At 41.2% G+C, this 17,664-nt stretch carries 11 protein-coding genes and 1 pseudogene; 5 read left to right on the plus strand and 7 right to left on the minus strand.

The annotated features are described in order from the left end of the window. Window positions 1-321: 321 nt before the first annotated feature. From GQA99_RS03840 to GQA99_RS03865, 6 genes are all read right to left on the minus strand, one after another. On the minus strand, window positions 322-3,306 hold the full coding sequence (locus tag GQA99_RS03840) for a TonB-dependent receptor (protein WP_160052531.1): 2,985 nt from the start codon (window positions 3,304-3,306) through the stop codon (window positions 322-324). Between the two features lie 548 nt (window positions 3,307-3,854). After that, window positions 3,855-4,541, minus strand: coding sequence for a glutathione S-transferase (locus GQA99_RS03845; RefSeq protein ID WP_229785826.1), 687 nt, complete (start codon window positions 4,539-4,541; stop codon window positions 3,855-3,857). 119 nt (window positions 4,542-4,660) lie between these two features. Further along, the gene (locus GQA99_RS03850) at window positions 4,661-5,014 is read right to left on the minus strand and encodes a YkgJ family cysteine cluster protein (protein WP_160052532.1); all 354 of its coding nucleotides are present in this window, start codon (window positions 5,012-5,014) and stop codon (window positions 4,661-4,663) included. Between the two features lie 159 nt (window positions 5,015-5,173). Next, window positions 5,174-7,414 carry a peptidase U32 family protein gene (locus GQA99_RS03855; RefSeq protein WP_160052533.1) on the minus strand — a complete coding sequence of 747 codons (2,241 nt, stop codon included), beginning with the start codon at window positions 7,412-7,414 and terminating at the stop codon, window positions 5,174-5,176. A gap of 260 nt (window positions 7,415-7,674) precedes the next feature. Further along, window positions 7,675-9,276: an ABC-F family ATPase gene (locus GQA99_RS03860; protein ID WP_160052534.1), complete on the minus strand. Its 1,602-nt coding sequence runs from the start codon at window positions 9,274-9,276 to the stop codon at window positions 7,675-7,677. Between the two features lie 206 nt (window positions 9,277-9,482). After that, window positions 9,483-10,289 carry a peroxiredoxin family protein gene (locus tag GQA99_RS03865; protein WP_160052535.1) on the minus strand — a complete coding sequence of 269 codons (807 nt, stop codon included), beginning with the start codon at window positions 10,287-10,289 and terminating at the stop codon, window positions 9,483-9,485. A gap of 1,033 nt (window positions 10,290-11,322) precedes the next feature. Between GQA99_RS03865 and GQA99_RS03870 the strand changes: the two genes are divergently transcribed. From GQA99_RS03870 to GQA99_RS03890, 5 genes are all read left to right on the plus strand, one after another. Next, window positions 11,323-14,070: an EAL domain-containing protein gene (locus tag GQA99_RS03870; RefSeq protein ID WP_160052536.1), complete on the plus strand. Its 2,748-nt coding sequence runs from the start codon at window positions 11,323-11,325 to the stop codon at window positions 14,068-14,070. A gap of 139 nt (window positions 14,071-14,209) precedes the next feature. Then, window positions 14,210-14,752 carry a VF530 family protein gene (locus GQA99_RS03875; RefSeq protein WP_160052556.1) on the plus strand — a complete coding sequence of 181 codons (543 nt, stop codon included), beginning with the start codon at window positions 14,210-14,212 and terminating at the stop codon, window positions 14,750-14,752. 292 nt (window positions 14,753-15,044) lie between these two features. Then, on the plus strand, window positions 15,045-15,944 hold the full coding sequence (locus GQA99_RS03880; RefSeq protein WP_160052537.1) for a dienelactone hydrolase family protein: 900 nt from the start codon (window positions 15,045-15,047) through the stop codon (window positions 15,942-15,944). Window positions 15,945-16,153: 209 nt separating this feature from the next. After that, on the plus strand, window positions 16,154-16,987 hold the full coding sequence (locus GQA99_RS03885; RefSeq protein WP_160052538.1) for a response regulator: 834 nt from the start codon (window positions 16,154-16,156) through the stop codon (window positions 16,985-16,987). A 98-nt stretch (window positions 16,988-17,085) separates the two neighbouring features. Beyond that, on the plus strand, window positions 17,086-17,562 hold the full coding sequence (locus tag GQA99_RS03890) for a chemotaxis protein CheB (RefSeq protein ID WP_160052539.1): 477 nt from the start codon (window positions 17,086-17,088) through the stop codon (window positions 17,560-17,562). Here GQA99_RS03890 and GQA99_RS03895 read toward each other — a convergent pair. Next, a pseudogene (locus GQA99_RS03895) lies at window positions 17,550-17,664 on the minus strand (ISAs1-like element ISSpu13 family transposase); the annotation flags it as partial. The gene GQA99_RS03890 and the pseudogene GQA99_RS03895 overlap by 13 nt on opposite strands.

The raw sequence follows: 17,664 nt of genomic DNA on the forward strand, positions 1-17,664 counted from the left end.
TATAGTGGTAAATGCGTTTCTACGATAAAGTTTGCGAGCCTAATTATTGTGGCTAACAATGTATTTAATGCTGTGTGTGACGTTCAAAAAATCGGTAAATTGATTATCAACTTGTATTACAAAATTCTAGTTAATTATAACCACATTGTCAACCAATTATAGCAATTGGACATACCAAAATTTATATTGGTAAGGGTTAAGGTAATACAGTTGATTATTGAGCCGATTATTCATTGGTATTAAGCGCGACGACAGAGCATTATTCTTGATTCAGTAAAGTAAAAAGCCTATCAATTTGATAGGCTTTTTGGTTTTGCTCGATTAGAACTTGGCGCGTACGCCTAGCGTGTATCGACGGTCAGCTTCGCTGTATGCCCAAATTGAGTTCAGCTCGTTGGTGTATTCGATTGGTTCGCCTGTTAAGTTAACCGCATTGGCAACTACAGTGAAGTTCTCGTTAATATCCCAGCTTACTGAGAAGTCGAACTGGCCACGTGCTTCACGGTAACTATTACCTACTGTTGGGTCATAGTTATCAGCAGATGGGTCGTTTTGGTTAAATACGTTGTAACCTAATGCACCTATCGTTTGAACGCGCTTTGTGCTTTGCTCATCTAAGTAACGGTCACGCCAGTTATAAGCTAGGCGGAACTGCAGTTCTTCACCTTCCCAGTATAATTGGGTGTTAGCAGTGTGCTTAGAGATGTTTAACAGTGGGTTGCCGTCTGGCTGCTCACTGTCGGCATAGGTGTAGTTGGCGTTAACACCAAAACCAGACCAAAGCCCTGGTAAGAAGTTAAATTGCTGCTGATAACCTAGCTCTAAACCTCTTACTTCACCGCTACCGCCGTTAACGTCGGTTTCGATAACAATACCTGTACGACCGGCTGCTTTTTCAGCATCGACATAAGCTAAGCCCTGGTCTTGAGTTGCGTTGATGATGTCGCCCTGGCTTTCACCTGCGGTATCAAGCAAACAGATGTTATTCCACTGTGTAGTGTTTTGGCCTGTAATCGTGCTTGAGTCAGCTAAACAGCTGCTGTCTGTTTGAGTAAATGATTGTACATCTTTGTAGAATAATGCGGCTGATACGATACCACCGTCACCAAAGTAGTGCTCTAGTGATAAGTCGTATTGCGTTACACGGTACGGATCTAATTGGTAAGAACCTTGAGTACCAGTCACTAACGAGTTATCGATTGATAGCGCAGGGCTTAACTCATCAAAGTCTGCACGGCGCATTACTTTAGCGGCTGCAAAGCGAACTAGCGTTTCTTCAGACAGGGTGTAGGTTACGTTTAAGCTTGGTAAAAAGTCTGAGTAATCGTTTTTACCTGTGTTAAGCACTTTTTTACCGTTAGCATCAACGGAGTCTACAATGCTCGACTCTAATTCAGTTTGAATATAACGACCACCTACAACAGCAGTGAGGTCTTCAAAGTCTAAATGGAATTGGGCGTAGATAGCACTGGTTTTCTCATTAATGAACTTATATGCACCTGTGTCTTCAACCATGTTGTCAGCTAAAGTACCGTCCATAGCATAAGTGGTACCGGCTAACATTTGCTGTACTAAAGCATATGTGGCTTCGGTATCTTGTAACTGGTTAGCGTCATACACATTGTAAGTGAGTAAATCGTTTTGACCGGCAATGCCTGTTTGATCGAATGAGTTGCTCATGTTAATGGTTTTAAAGCTGTCGGCGATAATTGGGTTATCAATCCAGGTTGGGCTGTATAAACCATCAGCGTTTTTAGCATTTTTATAAGCATCTTTTAAGGTGTTGCCGTTTGGTTTTAAATCAAAACGGTTTGAGCTGTAGTCGCGGTCGGTAAAACGCACACCGGCTTTAACTGCAGTGACAAAATCGACACCAATATCATTGATTTTAAAATCGAAACGCAATGCTTGTTCTTCGTTATCTGTGTCTAGTGTTTTATGGAAAAACTCACGGAAAACAAGGTTGTCTGGGTTGGTAAGCATGCCCGTATCAGCAAACATGTATGACGGAATACCGCCGCCGCTGGTTGAACTACCCGTACTGGTATGGGTGACAAGGCTTAGGGTTGGATCAGTACGCTCAATTGGGCGTAAGTTAAACTCTGATGCCACTTGACGTTCTTCTGATTTAGAAATTGAATACTCACCAAACAATTCGATATTGTCGGTAATGTTCCATTCTGCTCCGATAGCGTTTGACGTTGTTTCGTTGGTGGTAAAATCACTCCATGTTTTTGGAATAGTGAGAACACCGGTTAAATCGTAGTTATGAAGCATGCCATTACTGTCGTAATAAGAGTCGCTTCTTGGTGAAACTGTGCCGCCAACATCAAGAATTGAATAAGCCGCCTGGCCACCATCTAATTCAGTTGCGTTCATATCAACGTAGATATTAAGGTCTTCGTTACTCGGGGCCCACTGAAGTGATAAACCATAAGCGGTACGTTCGCGCTCTTCAATTTTTTGCTCAACAGTGCTTTCTGTTCTGCGCTGGAATTTACCGTTTGGACCACCTGAAACGTCTACAACACCGTCACCGGTAATGTCGATATCGTCTTGTAAATCGACTTTGTTGAAATATTCGTCGCGACGTAATTCACGGTCTTGATAAGACACGTTAGCAGAAGCACCAAAGGTACCATTGTCGCCTAAATCCCAGTTATTACCCATTGCTGCGGTAAAGTTTGGTGCGACGTTTTCTGTTTTGTCTGCATATTCACCGTCAAGGGTGATGGCGACAAGTGGCTCAGAAAGTTCAAGTGGACGTACAGTTTGCATGTTAACTGTACCGCCAAGTGCACCTTCGATCATTTCTGGTGTTGGCGATTTAATCACTTCAACTGTTTTTAAGAAGCTTGAAGGGAAATCATCTAGGCTAATACCACCACGACCAGGGCCCGCAGTAGAACGGCCATTTAATAAAATAAGGTTTTCTGATACGCCGCGAATAGTGACCGACTCACCCACACCAAAATCAGATTCGATTGACACACCAGTTATACGTTGCAGTGCTTCTGCAATGTTGTTATCTGGTAATTTACCGATGTCTTCTGCAACGATGGCATCGACGATACGAGCATCAGTACGTTTTAATAAGTTAGCAGCTTTTAAACTACCAAAGATACCGCGTACAGCAATGACTTCAATTTCACTTGTGTCGACTTCTTCTGCTGCTACTTGATCTGCATCAGCGGCAAAAGCTGCTGGCATGGTTAAGATTGCGGTCAATGTTGCGCCAAATATTGTAATGTTATTGGCTTTATTTTTAGAGCTACTAAACATAGCACTTATTTTATTAAGCTTCATAATTCCCCCCAAAGAACTAATTGTTTGGTATTACCACGTGGCTTACCAATTGTCGTTGTTTTAATCAACAGCAACATTTATATAACACGTTACCAATAATTGCAATCTACTTTACCAAAATAATAACATTGTCATACCAAGGTCTATGCTCATTCCAAAGCAGCTTGATAGTGCGCCACAGTGGGCTTTATAGGTGTGCTTCATCATATTTACACTGTTATTTGCCCGTATAAGAAAAACAGAATCTTATATCTACTCTATGGTGATTCATGTCGCAGAAGATAAATGTGTAAATGAAATTCGGCATAATAATTGGTAATAGCCGTTTGAATAATTGGTATGACAATCTAGGGTTTTGGCTTGATACGGGCTTTGTGATGTACTGCCTGGCCAGGTATTTTTTTGCGTTTGTTTTAATGACAGATAGGTCATTCACAGTTACTTACGGCTATTGAGATAAGATCAATTGTTTTGATTAACGCTGCATTGCGCGTGAAACAGCAGGTTTAAGGTCTCAACAATCGTAAGCATACTAAAAAGAGCAAGGGCTATTGTGGCTTGCCAAAGACATGGTCTTGTTTCGACTGTAACCACAATGGGTATTGAGCCATGACTTTAGTGAACATTTTACTTTGCAAATAGTGGTTAAGCCATTGGCGTAACTTTGGGTAGGGTGCTTGCAGATACCATTGGCGCTCTACTCGGGCAAACTGACGAATAAACGGCATTAAGGCTAAGTCGAGCAGGCTTGGGTTGTTTGACATTAAATAGTGATGTTGAGTTAAGCGTGCCTCGAGATCGCCAAGATAGTGCTCACAAGCTTGTCTGTCTTGAGTCAGCGTGGGTTCGTGATAACGCTTTGAGCAGCGGTATTGTTCAAGCAGTCCTTTGAACTCAGTGTCAAATTGAGTAATGATCGCGAGCATTTGCGGCAGTGCGCTAGCTGATTGACTGTGCAGATAATGATCAGGATCGGTTTGCGAAAAAGCCCATAGCATAATCTCGACACTTTCATCAATAACATGGAACTGGCTAGCTGCAGCATTTGCCTTGATAACTAATACTGGCACAGTGGCTTTAGGCGATGCGGTCAGTAATTCTGCTGGTTTGTCGCTTAATACCAGATCACGAATATGCACTTGTTGACCCGATGCATAAATTGCCAACCTTGCCCGCATTGCATAGGGGCAGTTTCGTAATGAGTAGAGCACAGGTAATGTCATCGGCAGTGTCATGGTGTGTTCTCTTATGGTTGGCAGTCATTTTTCAATCGGTACATGAGCCTTGAGTTTATTGGATCTAGCTAAAGCAATTTCTATCAGCACCTTTTGTATTCCACATCACGACATAAATACTACACCAATACCTGCCGAGTGTTGGCTATGTAATGATGGATTTGCTGTTCTGTTTTAGTGTCGATCATTTTCTCTGGTGCGCGATCTTCAGGGCATGGCATACGCGGCGTGGTGCCAAACAGTCGGCAAATAAGTGGCCGCTGTTCATAGACTTCGCAACCATTTGGGCCTAAATGAACACAACTCCATTCAGCTAATGCCGCGTCATGTTCTGCCTCGGTTTTAACCGGTAGCCTGGCCATTTCAGCAGATGAGGTGGTGACAGGCCCGCAGCAATCATGGCACCCGGGTTTGCATTCAAAAGAGGGAATACGCTCTCGGAGTAGATCGACTATTTCGATGTCATTATTCATATCGTTACTTCTTTGCTATACGTTGTTGTTTAACGTTTGTGCTTTTTGTTTTGTACTTATACAGCAGTCGAGCCATTGTTATTGACTCAGTGCATTGATGCTATCGATACGACTTTTATCATTACAGCTGAGCCAATGAGTATGATTAACACTACCGTTTTATAAACCTTGCTGGTATTGCGCATTGGTCGACACGGTCACCAATTGGTTTAGTTGAACTTTGGCTTCGCTAACGCCTTTTAGGACGTTTTCAAAGTGGTTAACCAATTGCACTTTGTCAATTTCAGCTTTTGAGCCCGAACCGATATTGGTTAAGTCGATAAAGAACTCGTCAAATAAGTAAGATAAGTCTTCAACGGCTTCGATATTTAAAAACTGCTCGTGGTTATAAATACTCGGGTAGCCACCTTTTTGTTTGTCGACCGCAAACGAGATGCCTTTGACGTTGGTAATGGTGGTGGCTTTTTCGCATTTAAGCATGCAGCCATCTTCAATACTGGGTTTATTACAACCCACCGTTTGTTGGAAAAAGCATTGGCGGCTGGTCATCATCAAAATGGGATGATAAATGCTGTACAGCAATTTAAAGTTTTTTGGTCTGGCGATGTTTCTAATTTGATTACGATTAATCTCGTTAGAAATAAACGCACCTGCGCAATTTAACTGCTCTTGTAGTGTCATTAACGCGTATGAATTGGTGGTATTTAAAAACGGACCTGCTATCCAGTCTATGCCCATTTCATAGGCTTTAAATGCCACACCGGTATTATTACTGACAATACGTGCAGGTTTTACCGCTTCTAACAGTCGTACCGATTCTGCATAGTCTTTACCAATCAATACCGCAGGAAACCACGGAATGAGTCTTGGATTACGCAAAAATATGTCGATGTATTTATTGTCGTTTTTCTTAAAGCTTTCTGGCAGCTTAAAGTAAATGTCGGCATCGGTGACATCGCATAAGTTAATGTCTTTCTCGTCACTGATCAGCAATGATAACGTCGGTGTTTCAGTCACTTTTGGGTGTTTAACTAACTTAGGTAGCGTGACTGCGCCAATGTATTCCCGCTGTGTAAGTTGCAATAATAATTGGTTTTTAAGTTGCGTGAGCTGGCTAAAAGGCAGGGTTAAATTGTCGTCTAGGTTATCGAAATTAAACGGTTGTAACTGGTAACCTGTGCCTTTTAAACTCTTGAAGCGTTTTTCAATTGCTGCTTCATCAATAAATGACTCTGTCGCTTGTGTGAGCGCTGAGCTTGATTCAAGCACAAAGTGCTGCTCTGGCGTGGTGACCGTAATCGATAATGCTTGGCCCGCTTTACCGGAAAACGCGAGAGTTAAAGACGGTTTTGCGATGCTTAAGTGGTTAATTTTTTCAGCAACTAATTCAACAATGGCATCTTTAGCGGTTGATAATGTGTGTTGTGCTTCCTGGATTTGCACCACAGAAATAGCATTGCTGACGTCGTTGGCATGCTTGAAGCTGTTATCGCGCGGGTTGTCGATAAACATGTCTTTGGTGAGATTACCTTTTAGAAATGAGTTGGTAAAATCGCGGTTAAACACTTTATATAGGTTTGAGTCGTCGGCCAATAACTTGCCGGTGTCGACAAACTGATCAATTTGCTTGCGCCATGTGTCTACCACGGTGTGGACATATTGCGCGCCTTTAATGCGGCCCTCAATTTTTAACGAATCAACCCCAGCATCTACCAATTCTGGTAAATCGAAATAGGCTGAATTGTCTTTTAAATTTAGCGGAAACTTATTACCTGCAGCGGTGATTTCATATTCGTCGCGACATGCCTGGCTACAGCGCCCGCGGTTACCTGAGTTACCAACACTGACTGAGCTTGAATAACACTGACCAGAGAAAGCAATACACAAGGCTCCGTGGACAAACACTTCAGTTAATACATCGTGATCGTGTGCCAGGCTCGTTAAGCTTTTAATTTCGCCTAGGTTTAACTCGCGCGATAAGTTGACTCGCGTTGCGCCAATTTTGGCCAAGAAACCAATTTGACCTTCATTGTGAGTGGTTAGCTGAGTAGAGGCATGAATGGCTAACGATGGGAAATGCTTGCTGACCAGATTAAACAGCCCTAAATCTTGTACTATGATGCCGTCGATGCCGGTATTAACCAGTTGATTAAGCAATTTAACTAATGTGGGCACTTCGTTTTCCAGAATAACAATATTCATGGTTAAGAAGACTTCACATTGGTATTGATGGGCCAGGGCGATCACACCTATTAATTCATCGAATGACAGGTTAGCCGCTCGGTTACGGGCGTTGAAGGTATCTAGGCCACAATATACCGCGTTGGCGCCGGCTATGATTGCTGCTTTGATTGCATCGACGTCTCCACCGGGTGCCAGTAATTCGATTTTTCTTTTCATGATAGGTTCGCTACTTTTAGTTAATTATTGTTTTGTTATTTGGCGAGTAAGACATTAACTGCTTGTTCAAGCTTGTCCATTAGCATGTTCGATTGTAACAGTCATGGCGCCATAGCACAGTGTCTTAAATAGACTGGCTATTAAATAGTTCGATAAACACAAAACTTTAAATAGAAAAGGCCTCCGTTTATGTTGTGTTACCACATAAACGGAGGCCTTTGTAGGTGTGCGAGTGAGGGTTATCACTGCACACTTAATCACTACATTTTAGCTGCTGATTCAGCCTGACTTGCAAGATATTCATCAAAGGTACCCTGGAAGTTAATCAGTTTTTTATCTTTAACATCAATGATCCGCGTTGCAAGTGATGATACAAACTCACGGTCGTGACTAACAAAAATCAAAGTGCCTTCAAATAATTTCAAGGCTTGATTTAATGCTTCAATCGCTTCCATGTCCATGTGGTTTGTGGGTTCATCCATCACTAACACGTTAATGTCCATCATCATTAACTTACCGAATAATAGGCGGTTTTTCTCACCACCTGAACAGTTACGCACTTTTTTGTTGGCGTCATCTTCGGTAAATAATAAGCGGCCTAGCATGCCACGAACCATTAAGTCGTTATGCTTTGGTGTACGCCACAACGACATCCAATCAAATAATGTCATGTCATTGTCAAAGTCGGCGCTGCTGTCTTGCGGGCAATAACCAATGGCGGCATTTTCTGACCATTTGATGCGGCCATGATTATGTTGAATCTCGTTTACTAAACAGCGTAACAAGGTGGTTTTACCCACGCCGTTTTCACCGATAATCGCCAGTTTAGAGCCAGCTTCAAGGATGAGGTCGCCGTGTTCAAATAACACTTCTTCAAATCCGTGGCCTAACTCTTCTAGCACGAGTGCCTGACGGTGTAATTTTTTAGATTCAGTAAAGCGAATTGATGGGGTAATACGGCTAGATGATTTAACATCATCAAGCTTAATTTTATCCATTTTCTTGGCGCGTGAACTGGCTTGCTTCGCTTTAGACGCGTTAGCACCAAAGCGGTTAACGAAGTCTTGTAGTTCGTCAATTTCAGCACTTTTCTTAGCGTTACCGGCTAATAGCTGCTCACGAATAAGGCTTGATTGCTCGAGGAAGTATTCGTAGTTACCTGGGTAAATACGTAATTCGCCGTAGTCGATATCAGCCATATGAGTACACACAGAGTTCAAGAAGTGTCTGTCGTGCGAAATGATGATCATGGTGCACTTACGCTTGTTTAGCTCTTCTGCTAACCAACTAATGGTATGAATGTCTAAGTTGTTGGTGGGTTCGTCAAGTAACAAGATATCTGGGTTGGCAAATAAGGCTTGTGCTAATAACACACGCAATTTCCAACCGGGTGCCACTTGTTGCATTAAGCCAAAGTGAAATGATTCTTCAATGCCCGCTTCGAGCAAGATTTCACCTGCACGACTTTCTGCTGTGTAGCCATCCATTTCGGCAAACTGGCTTTCAAGATCGCCAACACGCATGCCGTCTTCATCGGTCATTTCCGCTTTGCTATATATGAAATCACGCTCTTGCTTTACTTTCCATAACGCGACGTCGCCCATGATTACAGCATCGACAACGCTGTATTTTTCAAAAGCGAACTGGTCTTGGCTTAATGTACCGACTTTTAAACCTGGAGTGATTGATACGTTGCCAGAGGTTGGGGCTAACGCGCCACTGAGAATTTTCATGAATGTGGATTTACCACAACCATTTGCACCAATTAAGCCGTAACGATTGCCATGGCCAAATTGCGCCGAAATGTTTTCAAACAACGGCTCAGGGCCAAACTGCATAGTAATATTAGCGGTAGATATCAAAACAAGTTTCCATAGAGTGGTACAGCATCGTTATCGACAAGTGGCTAGGGTGTAGCATTGTGAGAATAAGACTGATAGGTCGTAATATATAAGGTCGCGGATTATACAGGGAAGTGGTCATTTGTCGATTTATTATCAACTTATCTCCAAGGTTTTAGGAGATTAACCAACAACCACATAGTGTGTGGTTGTTGGTGAAGTATGAATTAGCTAAATATGCGATTTACTGCGCCAAGGACTTTGTCTTTGCTGGCGCGAAGACGATAATCGTCTGATTGATCTATCCAGCGCACAATGCCTTGTTCATCAATTAATATTGTTGTGGGTATCGCCATTGACCGATAACTCACAAACCCACCTGGTACTGATAAACCAAACAATTTATATACCTTTTGAGAATCGGCCCCGAGAGCTTTGTGATGCTCAACACCGTATTGACGCACAATATTAAGTGTGGGGTCAGATAAAAGCGTTATCGGTAATGCATCGCGTTTAACATGCAGATGTGCTTGCTCAACAGTATCACCAGAAATGGCAATGATATTGACACCATATTGATCTAGCTGTGGTTGTAAATCTGCGAACATCTGTAATTCTGCGCTGCAATAAGGGCACCATGAGCCACGATAAAACTTAAACAGGGTACGCTTACCGATAAATTGTTCTGACGAAAAGTCTTCATTTGAGTGGTTTTTGACGTTAAAAGGCAACATAGAATCGCCCACCTTAATCTTGATATCGCCTAAAGGTGGTTTTTTCTGTATTAGAAAAAATGTCAGGACTGAAAAGAAAAAGAGGGCTAAGAACAATGGCAGTGCTGATAACACTATGGCAACAGTTGATTCAGCGCTAGCAAGAACTACCCCATAACTGCCAATAGCAATGCCCAACAATAACCCGGTATACAATGCTACGGTTTTTTTAGGTGTCTGATTACGTTTCACTTTTCTAAAATAAAGGCTGAGACCAATTACAGAAGCAAGTAAACCTAATAACGTGATGATAAGGACCATACATTTACCCATAGCATTAAGCTATTTTTAGAAGTTGAATAACAACAGTGCGTAGTTACGCGTTAAGTTTTACACTATAAACATAAGTGAACGATTGTTTAATTTAATTTTGAGCAGTCGTTCATTTATGTGTTGTGAAAGCTTGTTAACGCGCTTCCGTAAAACGACAGGACTGAATTAGGTGGTGGATTATGCCTTTCAGACGAGTTTTAAAAGGGTATATACCCAATCAACTTGAAGATCCGTGTTTCAGAGCTTCGCCGTGTTTTCAATACTAGGCGCGTTAATGCGGTAATGTAGGCACCTTATAAATTAGCGCAACAACGCTCTTGATTTAATAATCAGGGGAACACGGTGAAACTCCCAAAGGGCAAGTTTTACACGCGTTTATGCTGCGTTATTGATTTTGGAAAGGGACGACCATTACCCGCAATCAATGCCTTGCCTAAACGCGTGTAAATTCTTGCTGAAATCGAGCATCTTCAGGTTGTTTGGGTATACACTGCGTTGTATGACGTCGAAATAAGACTGTATTTATTCAGTTATTCGCCTTGTTTAACTCTTTTTAACTTGTCCTGAGACATGACTTATTTTAACGCGCGAGGTATAACAGCAGGTAACTATGTTGTTTTGGTGAATTATTATGCGCAGCGGGGTGAACGTACAGGTTGTTTGGGTTGCGTTATAGCGTGTGACAGTACTCTTTTTTATCCTCTTAAGAAGGCTTTTGTGTGTGGTTGGTCACAATACAAACATTTAAATAAGTAACAGCTTAATTAAGAGGCATTTTTTCATTAAATTTTATAGTAAACATAAAATAATTGACCATAATAAATGTAATGCCTTTTTCGCTTGGCTATTTAAGCTACTATTATCGTTGATTTATTTTTTCACTGGATGAGTATATCGAGTGATTATCAATCGTGATTTATCCTCATATGATTGAATTTAAACTTGATTCCTGGACGTCCAGTGTCAAACTTACATTAATAAAAAGTGACAGTACGTGCTCTTACCGCTCTGGAATGGTTGAATGTTAAACAAAACCCGAAATATTTTTATTACTGTTGTCCTTGTACTGTTATGTCTGTTATGTATTTTTCGTCTTGTTTCTGCTGATACTAATGCTCCTACCATCCATGAGCCCGAAAACAGTGCTATTGATCTGTTAACTGCGCAAGAATTGCAGTGGATAGCTGAACATAAGCCTATTACCGTCGGCGTTGATGGTTACTTCCCGCCTTATAGTTTTCTTGATGAACACGGCCAACCAGTTGGTATGGCTGTGGATACATTAACGTTAATCGGTAAAAAACTCGGCATCACATTCGTCATCGACGATGAATATCGTTGGCCAAATATTGTGACTAATTTTCACAAACACAATATTGATATGGTGTTAACTATGGTTAAAACACCAAGTCGAGAGGATCAATTTGCTTTTACCACTCCAATCGTTTTTAAATCATTAGTCATCATTACCAAGAAAAGTAAATTCTCAATCAATAACCGCGGTGATATTGCCGGGAAAACCGTCGCACTGGTCAAAGGTTATCAATATTCTGACAAAGTAGGGACAGAGTTTCCTTCAGTGACACCGTATTATGTCGATACTATGCGTGAAGCATTAGAGGCGGTGCAAGCAGGCCATGCAGATGCAGCCATAAGCTTTTTAGCTGCGGCAAATTATTTTCAACTAAAATATTCGTTTGCTGATTTAAAAGTGGCAACATTTTACGAAAAAAATAATGCCAATGAATCGATTGCTGTCAGAAATGACTATCCATTGTTAACCAGCATTATGCAAAAAGGTATCGACTCGTTAACGGCAACTGAGATAAAAGCCATTAATGAGCAATGGGGGGCCAATATTAGTTTGCCTAAGGATTACCAAGGGCTGTTTGAATTGGCTGTGGTTGCCGGAATACTGATTTTATTGCTGAGTATTTTAGTTCTACAATCAAAGCTGAATAATCGTGCACTTTTATTAGCTAATCGTGAGACGGAACAGGCCAATACCGAATTAAATCGGCTAAAAGACAACTTACAACAACTGGTTTTAGATCGCACATTTCAATTGACTAACAGCGAGAATCGCTACCGTGGTTTGGTTGAGTCTTTAGAAGATGAATATATATTCTATCAACATGATCGCGAGGGCTATATTTATTATGTTAGCCCGTCGGTCACCCACATATTAGGTCATACGATCAGCGGTTTTGGTGATTATTATGATAAATTTTTAACCGATAATCCCAAAAACAAAGCCATTTCGGGCTATATAAAACGTATTTTAGCCGGAGAGCATTTACCGCCATTTGATATGGAGGTTTTTGACGTAGACGGTAACCCGCATAGTTTTGAAGTATTAGAGCGTCCTATGTACGACGCCTCAGGGCAGTGCATTGGCTGTGAAGGCATTGCTCACGATATTACTGCTCGCAAAAAACAACAAGATGAACTCTATCAACTGTCGCACTTTGATGAGCTAACGGGCTTAGTTAATCGTTATTATTTTAAATTGTTATTAGAAGATGAAATTGAACAATGCCAAAAAAGTAGCCAACCTTTGGCGTTACTATTTTTAGATTTAACGCGCTTTAAAGTGATTAACGATAATTTTGGGCATAGCGCGGGTGATTTCATCCTACAACAGGCTGCAGAAAGGATCATTAAAGGCTTAAAAGGTCACTATGTGGTATCGCGTTTCGGTGGTGATAAATTTTGTATTTCTTTGCCTAATACTTCTGCAGCATCGGCAAATATCATTGCCCTTGAATTAATCGATACCTTTAAACATCATTTTGAATTTTTAGAGCAAACCATTATTTTAGGTTGCCGAGTAGGGATCAGTACCTTCCCTGAAGATGGCCGCGACGCTGAAGCCATCTTGAGTCAGGCAGACTCTGCATTATATGAGGCTAAAAAAACGCCATTTTGTGTCGCATTTTGTAATAGAGAGCAGGCCATTTATAACAAAAAACGGCTTTTATTAGAACAAAGTTTACGACAAGCATTACAGGTTTCGACGCTACAACATTCGCAATTGTTTATGGTGTACCAGCCGTTAATGGAATTAACTGGATATCGTTTATCGGGTTTTGAAGCATTAATTCGCTGGGAACATCCTGATTTAGGGGTAATTTCACCTGCTGAATTTATTCCCGTTGCCGAAGACACAGGATTAATTTTCGAGCTCAGCCGTTGGGTGTTAAGCACTGTGTGTGAGCAGTTAGTGATATGGAATAATAAGGGATTTGATTTTAAACGTGTGTCGGTAAATTTATCGGCGTTAGATTTAATGAATATCTTGTTAGCTGAGGAACTGCTGGCGATTATTGACGAGTGTGGTGCACAGCCGAGTTGGTTTAAATTTGAAATTACTGAAACAGCCTTAATGGCAATACCGGAGCAATCAATTGATATTTTACAGCAATTACGCTCGGCAGATGTACATGTAGCAATTGATGATTTTGGTACCGGGTACTCGTCTTTGGCGTACCTTAAGTCTTTGCCGGCAACAACGTTAAAAATCGATCAATCTTTTATCCGCAACCTAATGGATTCTGCTGAAGATCAAGCTGTGGTAAAAGCGGTGATTAGTATGGCACATTCATTAGGTAAAATTGTGACCGCTGAAGGCGTTGAGCTGCAAGAGCAAGTCGATTATTTGCTCGAGCATGGTTGCGATATTGCTCAAGGTTACTTTTTCTATCGACCATTAAGTGCTCATGAAGTTGGCATACGCTTTATTGAAACTGATAAACAGCCGCTGAGATAGTATGTTGATATTGGCTTTTGAAGCGTGAGCCATTTTATAAAAGAACTCAGTTCATCAGATTTAGTCGCAGTATTAGCTGCTTTATTGATACTATATGCAAAGATGCCACGTTGGCAGCAAAGACAACATCGGAAATACCATGGTAGAAGAGCAACAAAACAATCCATTACATGGACTTAAGCTTGAAACGTTAATCACAGAGCTGGTTGAATGTTATGATTGGAAAATTTTATATGCCGCATTGAAACTCGAATGCTTCAACCTTAATCCATCGATTGAAGGTTGCCTTAAGTTTCTGAAAAAAACGGAATGGGCACGCGAGAAAGTAGAGCACTTTTACCTGTACCGTTATAAGCGTATGCCTAAAGCCGTGGGTGCACAGTTTGACCTTAAACCGCGTGAACGAGGATTTGCACCAGGCATTATGCCGCGTAAGCCAATGGAATTGACCTTTGAGTCTATCGCGAGAATGCACGCTCAAGCGGCAGAAAACTTTGACGCTAACCGCAATGCTTCTGGTCCAAGAGGATCGGGTAGGCCGCAAGGTAATCGTAAGAATTCTGGTTATGATAACCGCGCTGGCGCAGGTCAATCATCGAATTCATATCGTCGCGATGGCGATAGTTCATCTAAACCAAGCCGAGCTGTATCGTCTGATCCCAGTAACCCTTGGGGTAAGTAATTTCCTTGATATAAAGAGCCCTGAATGATCAGGGCTTTTTTTATGGCATAAATTTAATTGGCTATTGATAAGTCTGACTCTGCTGCGGCCAACATCGCAAACTCTTCATCGTTTTAATAGCATTGCGCGTTAGCACGCCTTAATCAAAAACCGCTGGACGCATTCTGAGTGGTCACTTATTAATGCGCAATGGTATAAGTGTTGAACGTAAATTAACTTATCTTCGTATCACACTTACGTTATTGTTTTACTTACTATGTGCCACTTACCATAACTAAAGTAGAGGGAACTTATGCAAGAAGATAAATTAAACACAATTCCGCAAGAAGCGTTTGATTGGTATGACTCTTATGCGCATGGCGGTATGGATCGACGTACGTTTATCGCAAAGCTTGGTTCGTTAGTGGCACTAGGGTATTCAATGAGTGTATTAACCTCAGCTTTATTGCCAAATTATGCCCTCGCTGAACAAGTGTCGTTTAATGATGCTGATATCAAGGCCACATATGTCAATTTTGACTCACCGTCAGGTCACGGTAAGGGCCGAGGTTACCTGGTTGAACCGATGAATGTTGATAACGATAAAGAAGGGCGTTTACCTGTAGTATTGGTTGTGCATGAAAACCGTGGGTTAAACCCCTACATTGAAGACGTCGCCAGGCGATTAGCAAAAGCGGGGTATATCGCGTTGGCACCTGATGCATTGTTTCCATTAGGGGGCTATCCAGGTAATGACGATGAAGGTCGTCAAATGCAAAGTACACTCGACAGAACTAAAATTGAGCAAGATTTTGTTGCTGCAGCTGAGTTTTTAAAGGCCAATCCCCGCAGTAATGGCAAATTAGGCGCAGTTGGTTTTTGTTTTGGCGGCTATATCGTAAATTATCTTGCTGCAGCTAAACCTGATTTATTTCAAGCAGGTGTGCCGTTTTACGGAACACCTGCAGATAAAGCATTAAGAGCCAATATCAAAGCACCGTTATTGATTCAGTTAGCCGAACTTGATGAACGCGTTAATGCAAGCTGGGCAGAATACGAGCAAGACTTAATGGCGGCTAAAGTGCGTTACACCATGCACATGTATGACAAAGCCAATCATGGTTTTCATAATGACTCAACAGCACGCTTTGATGAAGCGAATGCTGAGCTTGCGTGGAAAAGAACATTAGCTTTCTTTGAAAAACATATTTAATAAGATTCGCGAATGAAAGGGACTTTTTGCCCTTTAATGTGAATTTTTAAGTTAAATATATCCTGACACAGGGGGTATGATGACTTTATATTTATCTAATGGATACTTATGTTAACGACTATAATCATATAGTATGACTAAAGATAAAGCATAATAAGAAAACAATGGAAGTGACACAATGAGCTTTTTTACCGATAGCTTGATACATAATGTCTGAGCAAAATCGAATTGAAATAGAGTTAAGTCAGGTCATCGCTCGTTATGGTGTCCCTTCGATTTTACTAGCAGATGATAGTTTAACTCAGCAATTTGTTATTAAAGCGGTATTACAAAACGTTGGGCTCAGTATAGATTGCGTTGATGACGGTGAAAAAGCACTTTCGCAAATTAAACACAAACACTATGACATTGTCTTAATGGACATTCAAATGCCTATACTTGATGGCATTTCTGCAACCCAACAAATTAGACAATTCAGTTCATTGGACGTGTTACCCATTATTGCCTTAACGGGCGATACAGAGCTTAATGATCTCTCATCTGATAAAACGGCGTTGTTTAACGCGTTTTTACAAAAACCGGTAGAAAGTAATCTGCTTATCGACACTATTATCTCGTTTTGGGTACCGCAACAAGACGCTTCATCAATACATCATCAGCAAACCGCACTAGCAAGTGATAATCAACACCTTGTCAATTCAATCGCACAACTTGCACAACATCCGTCATTTGACCTGAGTGGCGGTGTGTATGAATGGGTGGGAGATGCAGCGTACTTACGCGTGTTAAGTGCATTTATTCGAGTATACGAGCCTTATGTTTCTTCACTCGACTTAGCAGGCTATCAAGGGTTGTCACAAGTTGAACTGCATCGGTTTTTTCATAAACTTAACAGTGCCGCTGCAAACATAGGTGCTATCGATTTAATGAACGCTATTGAGCAATTTCAGCAAAATAGCGATGCTAGTATTCATCAGGTTAACAACGAATTAAGGCGAGTCATTGACATGCTTAAGCCATTAGATTCGATTAACAAAAAATAAACATTCTTTTCATGTTACATCGATTTTATTTCGTTGTATTATACTAAAAAAATGTCATATATAACAAAAATGCACGGCATTATAAACGGAGTTCAAGAATGTCAGAAGAGCAAAAGCCGGATTTGAAAACAAGCACCAATAATCAACCACCAAAATTAATTGTTGTTGGTGTTGGCGCCAGTGCCGGTGGTCTTGAAGCGCTTCAATCGTTACTGTCAAATATGCCAACCGATAGTGGAATGGCCTTGGTTGTAGCGCAACATTTGTCTCCCTCTTATAAGAGTATGATGACAGAGCTGCTCGAAAAAGAATCGACGATTTCAGTGGTAACGGCAATCGATAATGCACAAATAGAACCCAATAAAGTGTACATTTGCCCACCTAATTCAAACATTGAAATCACTGCAAACGACCGAATTAAGTTATTAAGTTATCCCGATGTGAGGCATACACCTCGCCCATCTGTTGATATGTTATTTGAGTCGATTGCCGAGCATAAAAATGATTTTGCAATTGGTGTTGTGTTATCGGGAACCGGAACCGATGGCAGTCCAGGGGCTGATTACACTTTTTGACCAGCGCCAAAAATAATCTCTTCCCTGAAATCATCACTCCAACAAGCCCTATTGAATTTCTGATTCTGGCTTGTTTTAGCGGGATGTAGCTTCACTAGATTT

It is taken from the genome of Shewanella litoralis (assembly GCF_009828585.1).
GTDB lineage: Bacteria > Pseudomonadota > Gammaproteobacteria > Enterobacterales > Shewanellaceae > Shewanella > Shewanella litoralis.

What these genes read in the sequence shown, in the direction of transcription:
- GQA99_RS03840 (WP_160052531.1), bottom strand. Translation starts at nt 3,306, where the DNA reads ATGAAGCTTAATAAAATAAGTGCTATGTTTAGTAGCTCTAAAAATAAA.
- GQA99_RS03845 (WP_229785826.1), bottom strand. Translation starts at nt 4,541, where the DNA reads ATGACACTGCCGATGACATTACCTGTGCTCTACTCATTACGAAACTGC.
- GQA99_RS03850 (WP_160052532.1), bottom strand. Translation starts at nt 5,014, where the DNA reads ATGAATAATGACATCGAAATAGTCGATCTACTCCGAGAGCGTATTCCC.
- GQA99_RS03855 (WP_160052533.1), bottom strand. Translation starts at nt 7,414, where the DNA reads ATGAAAAGAAAAATCGAATTACTGGCACCCGGTGGAGACGTCGATGCA.
- GQA99_RS03865 (WP_160052535.1), bottom strand. Translation starts at nt 10,289, where the DNA reads ATGGTCCTTATCATCACGTTATTAGGTTTACTTGCTTCTGTAATTGGT.
- GQA99_RS03870 (WP_160052536.1), top strand. Translation starts at nt 11,323, where the DNA reads ATGTTAAACAAAACCCGAAATATTTTTATTACTGTTGTCCTTGTACTG.
- GQA99_RS03875 (WP_160052556.1), top strand. Translation starts at nt 14,210, where the DNA reads ATGGTAGAAGAGCAACAAAACAATCCATTACATGGACTTAAGCTTGAA.
- GQA99_RS03880 (WP_160052537.1), top strand. Translation starts at nt 15,045, where the DNA reads ATGCAAGAAGATAAATTAAACACAATTCCGCAAGAAGCGTTTGATTGG.
- GQA99_RS03885 (WP_160052538.1), top strand. Translation starts at nt 16,154, where the DNA reads ATGTCTGAGCAAAATCGAATTGAAATAGAGTTAAGTCAGGTCATCGCT.
- GQA99_RS03890 (WP_160052539.1), top strand. Translation starts at nt 17,086, where the DNA reads ATGTCAGAAGAGCAAAAGCCGGATTTGAAAACAAGCACCAATAATCAA.